A 12,012-nucleotide genomic window follows, 5' to 3' on the forward strand; every position below is an offset into this window, starting at 1 on the left:
CGTCGCCGTCTGAAAGGGAAACCTCGAAGGCGGTCCTGGTAAGGCGTTAAGAGCGCCGCCGCCCGGGAAGCCGGCAGTCCAACGACCGCGCGGAGCGCACGGCTTCGTCGAAACGGTAACAATACAAAGCACCTCCGGGCGTCGCCCGGGCGCTCCGCTCTCCTTCATCAGCTCAGCGGTTCACCGCGTGAGATCGTCCACCCGTTCCCTCTCCCCTTGCGGGAGAGGGTGGCCTGCGAAGCAGGTCGGGTGAGGGGTCTCTCAGATCTCAACACCGCGGATGGCGGTCAGGCCGGACGGAGGCGTCTCCCATCCGAGAAACCCCTCATCCGACGCCTTCGGCCGCCACCTTCTCCCGCAAGGGGAGAAGGACCCTACAGTTCCAATCCGTAAAGCCTTCCGTCCCGGCGCTCGCCGTCGCGATCCACCTGGCCCTTCAGATAGGCCGCGCCCTTGAAGCCCAGGCGTTCCAGCAGCTTCTCGGCGCGGGCGTCGCCGACCTGGGTGCGGGCGACCACGTGCTTGAGGTCGCTGGCGGCGGCGTGGGCGAGGAGGGCGCTGACCGCCTCCTGGGCGTAGCCGTTGCCCCAGGCCTCGCGGGCAACGATGAAGCGCAGTTCGGCCCGGTGGCGGCGCTCGTCGATCTCGACGAACTCGCAGGCGCCGACGAAGGCGCCGGTCGCGGTCAGGCGGATGGTCCAGTGGAGCGCGGTCCCGGCCTGCATGTCCTCGACCTGGCCGACCACGCAGGCGGCGACCTCGTCGGGATCCTCCAGCGGGGCCCGGTCCCAGTGCGCCATCAGTTCCGGATCGCTGAGGAACGGATAGATCAGCGGGGCGTCTTCGGCGACCAGGGGCTTCAGGGTGAGGCGTTCGGTCTCGAGAATCATGCGCGCCCTAAAACTGGATTGGGGAACTTGAGTTGGCAGGCCGTCGCCCCACCTATGGCGTGCGCGCGCCGGTAGTGGTAGAGGGGCCGCTTCGTTTTTCGCAGCCGGTCCTCTGACTGCACTGAATCGAGAACTGTTTCGTCATGCTCATCGCCATCCTGCTGGCCATCAACATCATCGTCTGCATCGCGCTGATCGGCTTCGTGCTGCTCCAGCGTTCGGAAGGCGGCGCGCTCGGCATGGGCGGCGGTGGGGCGGGCAGCTTCATGACCGCCCGCGGGGCCGGCGACTTCATGACCCGGATGACCTGGATCCTGTTCTCGGTGTTTCTGGTCATCAGCCTGGTGCTGACCATTCTGACCGGTCGCATCGGCAGCGCTGATTCGGTCGTCGATAAGCTGAAGATCGACAATCTCGACACCAAGACCCTGAACGCGCCCGCGACCCCGGCCGCTCCCGCCACGACCGCGCCGGCGCCGATCCAGGCCCCGACCCCGCAGCTCGGCGCTCCGGCGCCCGCGGCTCCGGTCACGACTGCTCCGGCTCCGGCTCAGACCCCCGCCCAATAAGGGCGGGGCTCAGGCTCGGAAGCGAAACTTGTTTATGAACGTCGGTCTTTTCGCCGCGATCGCCGAATCGCGGGTAATCTGAGCGCCCATGACGCGGTACATTTTCATCACCGGCGGCGTGGTTTCCTCCCTTGGAAAAGGCCTCGCCTCCGCAGCGCTCGGCGCTCTCCTGCAGGCTCGCGGCTACACCGTCCGCCTGCGCAAGCTCGACCCCTATCTGAACGTCGATCCGGGCACCATGAGCCCGTATCAGCACGGCGAGGTGTTCGTCACCGACGACGGGGCCGAGACGGACCTGGATCTGGGGCACTACGAGCGCTTCACCGGCGTGTCGGCCAAGAAGGCCGACAACATCACGACCGGCCAGATCTACAAGACGATCATCGAGAAGGAGCGCCGCGGCGACTATCTGGGCGCGACCGTCCAGGTGATTCCGCACGTCACCAACGAGATCAAGGACTTCGTTCTCTCGCCCGCCATGGACGAGACCGGCCAGAAGGCCGTCGACTTCGTGCTCGTCGAGATCGGCGGCACGGTCGGCGACATCGAGGGCCTGCCGTTCTTCGAGGCCATCCGCCAGTTGCGCCAGGACCTGCCGCGCGGCCAGAGCTGCTACGTGCACCTCACCCTGCTGCCGTTCATCAAGACGGCCGGCGAGATGAAGACCAAGCCGACCCAGCACTCGGTCAAGGAACTGCGCTCGATCGGCATCCAGCCGGACATCCTGCTCTGCCGCTGCGAGCAGGACATCCCGGTCGAGGAAAAGCGCAAGATCGCCCAGTTCTGTAACGTGCGCCCCAGCGCCGTGATCCAGGCCATGGACAGCGCCTCGATCTACGCGGTGCCGATCGACTATCACAAGGAAGGCCTCGACGCCGAAGTGCTCGACGTCTTCGGCATGCACGACGCGCCCAAGCCCGACCTGTCGCGCTGGGAAGCCATCGACCACACCGTCCAGCATCCGGACGGCGAGGTGACCATCGCCGTCGTCGGCAAGTACACCGTGCTGAAGGACGCCTATAAGTCCCTCATCGAGGCCCTGCACCACGGCGGTCTGGCCAACAAGGTCAAGGTCAACCTCGACTGGGTCGAGAGCGAGACCTTCGAGGGCGACGAGAACGCGGCCGCGGCCCGTCTCGAGAACGCCCACGCCATCATGGTGCCCGGCGGCTTCGGCGAGCGCGGCGCGGAAGGCAAGATCCGGGCGGCCCAGTTCGCCCGCGAGCGCAAGGTGCCATACTTCGGCATCTGCTTTGGCATGCAGATGGCCGTCATCGAGACCCTGCGCAACGTCGCGGGCATCACCGACGCCAGCTCCAGCGAATTCGGTCCCACCGAGCGCCCGGTCGTCGGCCTGATGACCGAGTGGATCAAGGGCAACGAGATGGTCTCGCGCAAGGCCGGCGACGACCTGGGCGGCACCATGCGCCTGGGCGCCTATGACGCCGTCCTGCAGCAGGGCTCCAAGGTCGCCGAGATCTATGGCGAGACCGACATCGTCGAGCGCCATCGTCACCGCTACGAGGTCAACATCGGCTACAGCCACAAGATGGAGGAGGCGGGTCTCAAGCTCACCGGCCGTTCTCCGGACGGCGTGCTGCCCGAGATCGTCGAGCGCGACGACCATCCGTGGTTCATCGGCGTTCAGTTCCACCCGGAACTGAAGAGCCGTCCGTTCGCCCCGCACCCTCTGTTCGCCAGCTTCATCGCGGCGGCCAAGGAGCACGGTCGACTGGTCTGAGCCCCCTCGGGCGCCAGCCATTGGCTTGGGAAAGGCGAGGGGGTAGCATCACCTCATGAGCCTTTCCCTGTCGCCCGAGCTGGAAACGCTGATCCGCGAGAAGGTCGCCGAGCGCGGCTATCGTGACGCCAACGAGCTGGTCGCCGACGCGATCAGCCTGCTGGACGAGCGCTCCGGCGGTCTTTCCGAAGACGTCCAGCGAGCGCTCGACGCCGGCGAGGCCGACATCCGCGACGGCCGCTTCACCGAGCTGAAGACGGCCGAAGAGGTCGAAGCCTTCTTCAAGGCCCCGTGAAACCGGTCATCGTCTCGGCCCTGGCGCGGTCGGATCTCGAATCGGTCCGAAGCGCGAGCGGCGCCGATTGGAGCCCGGAGCGCCATCGACGCTATCTCGACGACCTCATGCGGCGGGTGCTGGCCATCGGCAGGAACCCCGAGCGTCACCCGCTGGTCGGCGCGTCTCGGCCGGGCATGAGACGGGTGAAATCGGGGCCTCACATCGTCTTCTATCGCGACGAGCCAGGACGCGTCGTGATCGTCAGAATTCTCGATGAACGCAGCGATTACGGACCTCGGCTCTAACCCTGTTGCGTTGAAAGCGACATTCAGGCATAAGCGCGCCCTCACGCGGCGACCTGGGCTTTCCCGAGTCGCCGCTTCCGATTTTCACGCTCAGCGAGCAGAGTCACTTCGATGGCCGTTCCCAAAAGAAAAACTTCGCCTTCTCGCCGGAACATGCGCCGGTCGCACCACGCCCTGGGCGCTAACTCGTTCATCGAGGACAAGGACACCGGCGAGCTGCGTCGTCCGCACCACGTCGATCTGAAGACCGGCCTGTACAACGGCAAGCAGATCCTGACCCCGAAGGAAGACTAAGGTCTTTCTCGGACGCGCCCGCCGAACCGGCGAGCGCTCCAGGATTTAGCGTCTGACGCTTCGAAAGCGCCGCCCAGCTCGCCTGGGCGGCGCTTTTCGTCGTGGGGCGCACCAAGCGGTGCTAGAGTGGGCTTCGGATCGCCACTGGGACGATCCCAAAAAAGCCAGGAGCGCGGTCAGCGCCGAGAATGGCGTGATCAGACTCCGGCGGACTGGGAGGTTCGCCATGTTCACGCGTCGCACCCTTGCGTGCGGCCTCGGCGCATCGTTCGCCGCCGCGCCCTCGCTCGTCCACGCCTTCTCCCCCGGCCAGGCGCCGCAGGCCGTTTCGCTGGCTTCTCCGACCGTCGTCCCGCCCCCGGCGACGCCCGCCTTGCCGCTCTACGTCATCGACACCGGCATCGACGAATCGGAACGGATGACCGTCGAAACCCAGATCAACGGCCAGGGCCAGTACCGCTTCGTGGTCGATTCCGGCGCCGACCGCTCGGTGATCTCCGAAACGCTCGCCGCCCGCCTGGACCTGCCGCGTGGTCGCGACGTCATCGTCCACGGCATCGGCGGCTCGGCGATCACCCCGACGGCCCGCATCGCTCACCTGTCCACCGGCGACGCGCGCCTGGCCGATGTCGAACTGCCGGTGCTGGCGGCCGAGCGAGTCGGCGGAGACGGCCTGCTGGGGATCGACATCCTGCAGGACCGCTCGGTGGTCATGGACTTCAAGCGAAAGCGCCTGGAGGTCCGTCACAGCACGCCGGAATATCGGTTCTCCAGACGGAACCAGGAGGTGCAGATCGAGGCCGATCAGCGCTTCGGGCGGCTCACCGTGGTCAACTGCCGGGTCAACAACATCCGAACGCTGGCCTTCATCGATTCCGGCGCCGGCTCGTCGATCGGCAACATGGCCCTGTCCCGGGCGATCCAGGCTAGGCAGCGGCGCGGCGCCGATCCGGCCCTAGCCGTGCGCCTGCTGGGCGTGGCGGGCGGCGAGACGATCGGCGAGTACCGGGTCCTGCGGTCGATGAACATGGGCGACCTGCGGATGACCAACCTGGCCGTGGTCTTCGCCGAGCTGCACATCTTCGATCACTGGAAGATCAACGAGAAGCCGGCGCTCCTGCTGGGCGTGGACGTGCTGAAGCTGTTCGCCCGGGTCGAGCTCGACTTCGGCGCCGAGCAACTGCTGTTCCGCCTCGGTTCGGGCGGGCCGCCGGTCCTGCGGGCGTGACGACAAAGCGCTGACGCAACGGAACTTCGATCCTGCCGAACGCCGGTCTTGGTTGCGGCGAAGCGGCGGCGCGGCTAAGGGGAAGCGCCTTTTCTTTCGGGAGCTCCCATGACCGAGATCGTCGACATCATCGCCCGCGAAATCCTCGATAGCCGCGGCAATCCGACGGTCGAGGTCGACGTCGTCCTCGAGGACGGCGCCTTTGGTCGCGCCGCGGTGCCGTCGGGCGCCTCGACCGGCGCTCACGAAGCCGTCGAAAAGCGTGACGGCGACAAGTCGCGCTACCTCGGCAAGGGCGTCCGCCAGGCCGTGGAAGCCGTCAACGGCGAGATCTTCGACGCCCTGTCGGGCGTCGACGCCGAAGACCAGCGCCGCATCGACAGCCTGCTGATCGGCCTGGACGGCACGCCGAACAAGGCCCGCCTGGGCGCCAACGCCATCCTCGGCGTCTCGCTCGCCGTGGCCAAGGCCGCCGCCGAGTCGGCCGGCCTGCCGCTGCACCGCTACATCGGCGGCGTGAACGCCCGCGTCCTGCCGACCCCGATGATGAACATCATCAACGGCGGCGCCCACGCCGACAATCCGATCGACATCCAGGAATTCATGATCCTGCCCACCGGCGCGGCCAGCTTCTCCGAAGCCCTGCGCATGGGCGCCGAGATCTTCCACGGCCTGAAGAAGGCTCTGAAGGACGCCGGCCACAACACCAACGTCGGCGACGAAGGCGGCTTCGCCCCGAACCTCGCCTCGGCCGAAGCCGCGCTCGACTTCATCGTCAAGGCCGGTGAAGCCGCGGGCTACAAGGCCGGCGACGACTTCCTGCTGGGCCTCGACGTCGCCTCGACCGAGTTCTTCAAGAACGGCAAGTACGAGCTGGAAGGCGAGGGCAAGTCGCTCGACCCGTCGCAGATGGTCGACTACCTGGCCGACCTCGTTTCCAAGTTCCCGATCGCCTCGATCGAGGACGGCATGGCCGAAGACGATTTCGCCGGCTGGAAGCTGCTGACCGACACCCTGGGCAAGAAGGTCCAGCTGGTCGGCGACGACCTGTTCGTGACCAACCCCAAGCGCCTGCAGATCGGCCTCGACCAGGGCCTGGCCAACTCGATCCTGGTCAAGGTCAACCAGATCGGCACCCTGTCGGAAACCATCGACGCCGTCGATCTGGCCCACCGCCACGGCTACACCAGCGTCATGAGCCACCGCTCGGGCGAGACCGAGGACAGCACCATCGCCGACCTGGCCGTGGCCCTGAACTGCGGTCAGATCAAGACCGGCTCGCTGGCCCGTTCGGACCGGCTGGCCAAGTACAACCAGCTCCTGCGCATCGAGCAGCAGCTGGAAGACCAAGGCGTCTACGCCGGTCGCGCCGCCCTCAAGGGCCGCTGATCGGGCGGACCGCGGTCCAAGCTGAACGAGAAGAGCGCGCCGGGTCCGCCCGGCGCGCTTTTTCGTGTCCGATCCTCAGGCGGGCAGGCGGCCCAACCAGGCCAGGAACAGCCCGCTCCAGGCGGTCTCCGGCGCCGGCGGGCGCGAGCGCAGGGCGAAGCCGTGGCCGCCGGTCGGGAAGACGTGCAGTTCGGCGGTCCCGCCCTGGGCGACGATGTCGCGCGCCGCGTCCCGGCTGTTGTCCGCCGAGACCTTGGGATCGTCCTCGGCGTGGAACAGGAAGGCCCTCGTGGGGCCGTCGAAGCCGTGGAAGGGCGTCGCTTGCGGCGGAGCCTTGGGCCGGGTCAGCCACGGATAGCCCAGGCCGATGAAGTCGGGCAGGGAAGGGGCCGCGTCCAGGCCATCGATCGGCGGATAGAGGGCGGCGGCTCCGCGCGAGGCCAGGGCCGCGGCCAGGGTCCCGCCGGCCGAGAAGCCCAGCGCGCCGACCATGGGAGCGCTGGTCCGGCTTCTCAGCAGCCGCAGCGCGCGCTGGGCGTCCTGCAACGGGGCGTCGAAACGGGCCGCCCACGGATCCTTCGGCAGCCGATAGACCAGTACGCCGGCGTAAACGCCGTTGGCGGCCAGCCAGCGGGCGACCTCGTGCCCTTCCTTGTCGGCCACGACCTTGCTGAACCCGCCGCCGGGAATGACCAGCACCGCCGCCTTCGGCTTGGCGGTCCCGGCCGGCGGATAGAGCGTCAGCGTCGGGTTCGTGACGCCCTCGATGCTGTAGTCGACGCGGCCGTCGGGCCAGTTGTAGGCCACGCGCCGCTCTTCGCCCGTCACGCGCTCTCCACCCGGCGCCGGGCCGGGCCACAGGGGCAGGACTGCCGGGGCGGTCTCGGCTCTGGCCGCGCCTGCCGCGCCGAAAGCCAGCGCGCCGCCGGCCGCCATCAACCGGCGGCGATTCCAGTCGCGGTCCATCAAGGCGTCTCCAACCATGGGATAGGGCGAGCGTCTCAGCCCTCGATCAGCTGCGCCCGGGCCTTCACATCGGCCAGGGTGACGTCCTTCTTCATGACCATGTAGCCGGTCACCGCGTGCCAGGCGTCCTCGCCCAGGCCGTCGGTCTCGGCGCCGGTCGCCGCGCCGCTGACGCGGTCGGTGGTCGGCATCACCGGACGGCCGGGCAGGGCGATCTCGCCCAGCACCAGGTCCTTGGCGTCGCCCGTCCTGCCGCGCCAGCCGCAGGTCTCGAACCGCACCAGGCGTTCGGGCGCGAAGGCCTGGGTCAGCAGCATCAGCTTCATCGTGCCGGTGGCGGCGACTTCGGCCTGCTGCATGGCTCGTGTTTCCTGGCGAGCCACCGATCGGCCATAGGTCACCCAGCGGTCCTCGCCCTCCCACAGGGTCTTGAAGATCGAGGCGTTCATCGGGATCAACAGCCCGCCGCCGAAGTCGAGCCTGGGCGGGTCGCCCTTGATCATGTTGGGTCCGCCCTTGCGGCCCTTCACGACGCCGTCGTCGCTGCGCTGTCGGGCCGCCGCCGGCAGCGCCAGGGCGGTGATGGCGAGGCCCGCCAGAGCGTGTCTGCGAAGCATGTCGTTTCTCTCCCCCTCGAGACGCATTGCCGACGCTGATTTCACACGCGGCGCGCGCGGCTGATCAATCTTAAGTGGCAAGTCAAAAGCGTCACAGCGGCGATTCTGAGGCGAGGGCGCCCTCAAAACAGGCGTGACCGGTGTTCGATCAAAAAAGACCGACCACATTTTTTCTAAAAGCTCGGCCGCCTTTAGAAAAACAGAGGTTTTAACCGTTCTCGCGGCTGCGAACGAAATGCCGCGATGCGGTATCTCGATGCCCCTGAAACGGTCTCATTTGAAAGTATTTTGAGCCTGCTCGCGAGCTATTTGCAAGCCCCTTGCAGGGTTGGGGATTTAGACCGTGTTAAGCACGTTCTGGCAGCCTGAACCTCCCTGTCCGGGATTCGCCGATGTTCGCTCGACTGCAACCCTACCTGCCGACCGCGGCGCTCCTTCTCCTGATCACGTACTTCGTCTTTCACGCTCTGACGGGCGAGAGAGGCCTGCTTTCCTCGTCTCAACGCAACGCGGACTTGGCCGCCAAGACGATGGAACTTAAGAAGATCCGCGCTGAGAGGATGGACCTGGAGGCTCGGGCTCGTCTATTACGCAGCGGCAGCCTGTCGGCCGATCTCCTGGAGGAACGTGCGCGTTCCCTCCTTGGATACGCCGATCCCAAGGACTACGTGATCCGCACCAAGCGCTGAGCTGGGTCGGTTCACACCGGTCCGAGGCTGTCTTGTAGACCACACTTCAGGTTGCGACCTGGAGGGCGGTCTCGGCGTCAACATGAGCGCTATCCTGCGCCGGAAAGCCGCACAGCGGCGGCGACGGAAGCCTCTGAGATGAAGGCCGTTATGGTGATTGGCCAGGGAGAGTTTAATGGCGCGAACGCGCAAGGGTGAAGCCTCGACGGAGAAGGGCGCCGACACCGGTGTCAACGCCTTCGTCGGCAAGGAAGAGCTTCTCAAATTCTATCAGGACATGCTGCTGATCCGCCGCTTTGAAGAGCGCGCCGGCCAGCTGTACGGCATGGGCCTGATCGGCGGGTTCTGCCACCTCTACATCGGTCAGGAAGCCATCGCGGTCGGCATGCAGTCGATCCAGCACAAGGGCGACCAGATCATCACGGGCTACCGTGACCACGGCCACATGCTGGCCGCCGGCATGGATCCCAAGGAAGTCATGGCCGAGCTGACCGGTCGCGCTGGCGGTTCGTCGCGCGGCAAGGGCGGTTCGATGCACATGTTCGACATCGAGACCGGCTTCTACGGCGGCCACGGCATCGTCGGCGCCCAGGTGGCGCTCGGCACCGGCCTGGCGCTGGCCAACCACTACAAGAACAACGGCAACGTCTCGTACGCCTACTTCGGCGACGGCGCGGCCAACCAGGGCCAGGTCTACGAGAGCTTCAACATGGCCCAGCTGTGGAAGCTGCCGGTCGTGTACGTGATCGAGAACAACCAGTACGCCATGGGCACCAGCGTCGAGCGTTCGGCGTCGGAAACCGCCTTCCACAAGCGCGGCGTCTCGTTCCGGATCCCGGGCGAGGAAGTCGACGGCATGGACGTGGTGGCCGTGCGTGAAGCCGGCGCCCGCGCCAGCGAGCACGCCCGCAGCGGCCAGGGTCCCTACATCCTCGAGATGAAGACCTACCGCTATCGCGGCCACTCGATGTCCGACCCGGCCAAGTACCGCACCAAGGAAGAGGTCGACGAGGTCAAGACGACCCGCGATCCGATCGACCACATCAAGGAACGCCTGGCCGCGGCCGGCGTCACCGAGGACGATCTGAAGACCGTCGATGGCGAAGTGAAGCGCATCGTGGCCGAAGCGGCCGAGTTCGCCCGCACCAGCCCCGAGCCGGATCCCTCCGAACTCTACACCGACGTATACCTGGAGGCCGCCGAGTGACGGACATCCTGATGCCCGCGCTTTCCCCCACCATGGAGGAAGGCACCCTGGCCAAATGGCTCGTCAAGGAAGGCGACACCATCAAGGCCGGCGACGTGATCGCCGAAATCGAGACCGACAAGGCGACGATGGAAGTCGAAGCCGTCGACGAGGGCGTGATCGAGGCTATCCTCGTTCCCGCCGGCTCGGAGAACGTCAAGGTCAACACCCTGATCGCCAAGCTGGCCGGTGAAGACGGCGCCTCGGCGTCGGCCGCTCCCGCCGCCGCCCCGGTCGTCGCCGAAGCCGCCCCGGTGGCCTCGACGGCTCCGGCCCCGATCGCCGCCGCCTCGAACTTCGCGGACCCGGAACTGCCGGAAGGCACGCCGACCAAGAAGATCACCGTGCGCGACGCCCTGCGCGACGCCATGGCCGAAGAGATGCGCCGCGACGACCGCGTGTTCCTGATGGGCGAGGAAGTCGCCCAGTACCAGGGCGCCTACAAGGTCAGCCGCGAACTCCTGCAGGAGTTCGGCGACAAGCGCGTCATCGACACCCCTATCACCGAGCACGGCTTCGCCGGCATGGGCGTCGGCGCGGCGATGGCGGGCCTGAAGCCCATCGTCGAGTTCATGACCTGGAACTTCGCCATGCAGGCGATCGACCACATCATCAACTCGGCGGCCAAGACGCTGTACATGTCGGGCGGCCAGATCAAGTCGTCGATCGTGTTCCGCGGCCCGAACGGCGCGGCCTCGCGCGTCGGCGCCCAGCACAGCCAGGACTACGCGGCCTGGTACGGCAACATCCCGGGCCTGAAGGTCATCGCGCCGTACGACGCGGCCGACGCCAAGGGCCTGCTGAAGGCCGCCATCCGCGACCCGAACCCGATCGTCTTCCTCGAGCACGAGATGATGTACGGGCACGAGTTCGACATCCCGGACGTCGAGGACTACGTCGTGCCGATCGGCAAGGCCAAGGTTCGCCGTCAGGGCACGGACGTGACCCTGGTCGCCTACAGCCGCATGGTGGGCTTCGCTCTCCAGGCTGCTGAAGCGCTGGCCGCCGAAGGCATCTCGGCCGAGGTCGTCGACCTGCGGACGATCCGTCCGATGGACCACGCCACGGTCCTGGAAAGCGTCAAGAAGACCAACCGCCTGGTCACGGTCGAGGAAGGCTGGGGCCCGATGGGCGTCGGCGCCGAGATCGTCGCCCGCATCACGGAGTTCGGCTTCGACTACCTGGACGCCCCGCCGCTGCGGGTTTGCCAGGAAGACGTGCCGCTGCCCTATGCGGCCAACCTGGAAGCCCTGTCGCTGCCGTCGGTCGACAAGATCGTCAAGGCGGCCAAGACGGTCTGCTACCGCTGAGACCGGCGCGGCCCCCGCTCCTGACGGGCGGGGGCCGCATCGTCTCGGTCAACGAATTCATCCCGCCCCAGGGCGGGGTATCGAGGACGACGGCCCGGCACACCATCGGGGCCGACATCGTTCCGAACGCTTGAGGAAAGAGCTCAAATGTCGATCGACATCCTGATGCCCGCCCTGTCGCCCACCATGGAAGAGGGCACCCTCGCCAAGTGGCACGTCAAGGTCGGCGACACCGTCAAGGCCGGCGACGTCATCGCCGAGATCGAGACCGACAAGGCGACCATGGAAGTCGAAGCCGTCGATGAGGGCGTGATCGAAGCCATCCTGGTCGACGCCGGGACCGAGAACGTCAAGGTCAACGCGCTGATCGCCAAGCTGGCGGGTGAGGGCGAGAGCCCCGCGCCGGCTCCGACCGCCGCGCCCGCCGCCGCTGTCGCCGAGGCCCCGAAGGCCGCCGCTGCCGCGGCTCCCGCCGCCGCGCCCGCGCCGGC

Annotated in this window: 14 protein-coding genes; 11 read left to right on the plus strand and 3 right to left on the minus strand. The window is 67.1% G+C overall.

Annotation, left to right across the window (positions count from 1 at the left end; translation table 11 throughout):
* Positions 1 to 374: 374 nt before the first annotated feature.
* Positions 375 to 890: a GNAT family N-acetyltransferase gene (locus AC07NG_RS25540; RefSeq protein WP_494597189.1), complete on the minus strand. Its 516-nt coding sequence runs from the start codon at positions 888 to 890 to the stop codon at positions 375 to 377.
* A gap of 143 nt (positions 891 to 1,033) precedes the next feature.
* Here AC07NG_RS25540 and secG point away from each other — a divergent pair, with 143 nt between their 5' ends.
* From secG to eno, 7 genes are all read left to right on the plus strand, one after another.
* Positions 1,034 to 1,459 carry a preprotein translocase subunit SecG gene (gene secG / locus AC07NG_RS25545; RefSeq protein WP_487289424.1) on the plus strand — a complete coding sequence of 142 codons (426 nt, stop codon included), beginning with the start codon at positions 1,034 to 1,036 and terminating at the stop codon, positions 1,457 to 1,459.
* 88 nt (positions 1,460 to 1,547) lie between these two features.
* The gene (gene pyrG, locus AC07NG_RS25550; protein WP_110122085.1) at positions 1,548 to 3,200 is read left to right on the plus strand and encodes a CTP synthase; all 1,653 of its coding nucleotides are present in this window, start codon (positions 1,548 to 1,550) and stop codon (positions 3,198 to 3,200) included.
* 55 nt (positions 3,201 to 3,255) lie between these two features.
* Positions 3,256 to 3,495: a hypothetical protein gene (locus AC07NG_RS25555; protein ID WP_494597192.1), complete on the plus strand. Its 240-nt coding sequence runs from the start codon at positions 3,256 to 3,258 to the stop codon at positions 3,493 to 3,495.
* Positions 3,492 to 3,782, plus strand: coding sequence for a type II toxin-antitoxin system RelE/ParE family toxin (locus AC07NG_RS25560; protein WP_494597194.1), 291 nt, complete (start codon positions 3,492 to 3,494; stop codon positions 3,780 to 3,782). The genes AC07NG_RS25555 and AC07NG_RS25560 overlap by 4 nt, the downstream gene beginning before the upstream one ends.
* Positions 3,783 to 3,893: 111 nt before the next feature.
* The gene (gene rpmF / locus AC07NG_RS25565) at positions 3,894 to 4,076 is read left to right on the plus strand and encodes a 50S ribosomal protein L32 (protein ID WP_110122084.1); all 183 of its coding nucleotides are present in this window, start codon (positions 3,894 to 3,896) and stop codon (positions 4,074 to 4,076) included.
* A 226-nt stretch (positions 4,077 to 4,302) separates the two neighbouring features.
* Positions 4,303 to 5,304, plus strand: a complete 1,002-nt coding sequence (locus tag AC07NG_RS25570; RefSeq protein ID WP_494597197.1) for a retroviral-like aspartic protease family protein — start codon at positions 4,303 to 4,305, stop codon at positions 5,302 to 5,304.
* A 108-nt stretch (positions 5,305 to 5,412) separates the two neighbouring features.
* Complete coding sequence (eno, locus tag AC07NG_RS25575; protein ID WP_110122082.1) at positions 5,413 to 6,693, plus strand: phosphopyruvate hydratase; 1,281 nt, start codon at positions 5,413 to 5,415, stop codon at positions 6,691 to 6,693.
* Positions 6,694 to 6,768: 75 nt separating this feature from the next.
* On the opposite strand, the gene AC07NG_RS25580 is transcribed toward eno, so the two are convergent.
* On the minus strand, positions 6,769 to 7,659 hold the full coding sequence (locus AC07NG_RS25580) for an alpha/beta hydrolase (protein ID WP_494597199.1): 891 nt from the start codon (positions 7,657 to 7,659) through the stop codon (positions 6,769 to 6,771).
* 35 nt (positions 7,660 to 7,694) lie between these two features.
* The gene (locus AC07NG_RS25585; protein WP_492856097.1) at positions 7,695 to 8,276 is read right to left on the minus strand and encodes a hypothetical protein; all 582 of its coding nucleotides are present in this window, start codon (positions 8,274 to 8,276) and stop codon (positions 7,695 to 7,697) included.
* A gap of 392 nt (positions 8,277 to 8,668) precedes the next feature.
* Here AC07NG_RS25585 and AC07NG_RS25590 point away from each other — a divergent pair, with 392 nt between their 5' ends.
* The 4 genes from AC07NG_RS25590 to AC07NG_RS25605 form a co-directional block, all read left to right on the plus strand.
* Complete coding sequence (locus AC07NG_RS25590; protein WP_058348879.1) at positions 8,669 to 8,965, plus strand: FtsB family cell division protein; 297 nt, start codon at positions 8,669 to 8,671, stop codon at positions 8,963 to 8,965.
* A gap of 175 nt (positions 8,966 to 9,140) precedes the next feature.
* Positions 9,141 to 10,172 carry a pyruvate dehydrogenase (acetyl-transferring) E1 component subunit alpha gene (pdhA, locus tag AC07NG_RS25595; RefSeq protein WP_492856096.1) on the plus strand — a complete coding sequence of 344 codons (1,032 nt, stop codon included), beginning with the start codon at positions 9,141 to 9,143 and terminating at the stop codon, positions 10,170 to 10,172.
* Positions 10,169 to 11,521 (plus strand): pyruvate dehydrogenase complex E1 component subunit beta, encoded by a 1,353-nt coding sequence (locus tag AC07NG_RS25600; protein WP_494597202.1) that lies wholly within the window; start codon positions 10,169 to 10,171, stop codon positions 11,519 to 11,521. Before pdhA ends, AC07NG_RS25600 begins: the two co-directional genes overlap by 4 nt.
* 147 nt (positions 11,522 to 11,668) lie before the next feature.
* A partial coding sequence (locus tag AC07NG_RS25605) for a biotin/lipoyl-containing protein (protein WP_494597204.1) occupies positions 11,669 to 12,012 on the plus strand: 344 nt, incomplete at its 3' end.

The organism is Caulobacter sp. GW821-FHT10C03 (genome assembly GCF_059415485.1).

What these genes read in the sequence shown, in the direction of transcription:
- AC07NG_RS25540 (WP_494597189.1), bottom strand. Translation starts at nt 890, where the DNA reads ATGATTCTCGAGACCGAACGCCTCACCCTGAAGCCCCTGGTCGCCGAA.
- AC07NG_RS25590 (WP_058348879.1), top strand. Translation starts at nt 8,669, where the DNA reads ATGTTCGCTCGACTGCAACCCTACCTGCCGACCGCGGCGCTCCTTCTC.
- AC07NG_RS25570 (WP_494597197.1), top strand. Translation starts at nt 4,303, where the DNA reads ATGTTCACGCGTCGCACCCTTGCGTGCGGCCTCGGCGCATCGTTCGCC.
- pdhA (WP_492856096.1), top strand. Translation starts at nt 9,141, where the DNA reads ATGGCGCGAACGCGCAAGGGTGAAGCCTCGACGGAGAAGGGCGCCGAC.
- eno (WP_110122082.1), top strand. Translation starts at nt 5,413, where the DNA reads ATGACCGAGATCGTCGACATCATCGCCCGCGAAATCCTCGATAGCCGC.
- AC07NG_RS25555 (WP_494597192.1), top strand. Translation starts at nt 3,256, where the DNA reads ATGAGCCTTTCCCTGTCGCCCGAGCTGGAAACGCTGATCCGCGAGAAG.
- AC07NG_RS25585 (WP_492856097.1), bottom strand. Translation starts at nt 8,276, where the DNA reads ATGCTTCGCAGACACGCTCTGGCGGGCCTCGCCATCACCGCCCTGGCG.
- secG (WP_487289424.1), top strand. Translation starts at nt 1,034, where the DNA reads ATGCTCATCGCCATCCTGCTGGCCATCAACATCATCGTCTGCATCGCG.
- pyrG (WP_110122085.1), top strand. Translation starts at nt 1,548, where the DNA reads ATGACGCGGTACATTTTCATCACCGGCGGCGTGGTTTCCTCCCTTGGA.
- AC07NG_RS25580 (WP_494597199.1), bottom strand. Translation starts at nt 7,659, where the DNA reads ATGGACCGCGACTGGAATCGCCGCCGGTTGATGGCGGCCGGCGGCGCG.
- rpmF (WP_110122084.1), top strand. Translation starts at nt 3,894, where the DNA reads ATGGCCGTTCCCAAAAGAAAAACTTCGCCTTCTCGCCGGAACATGCGC.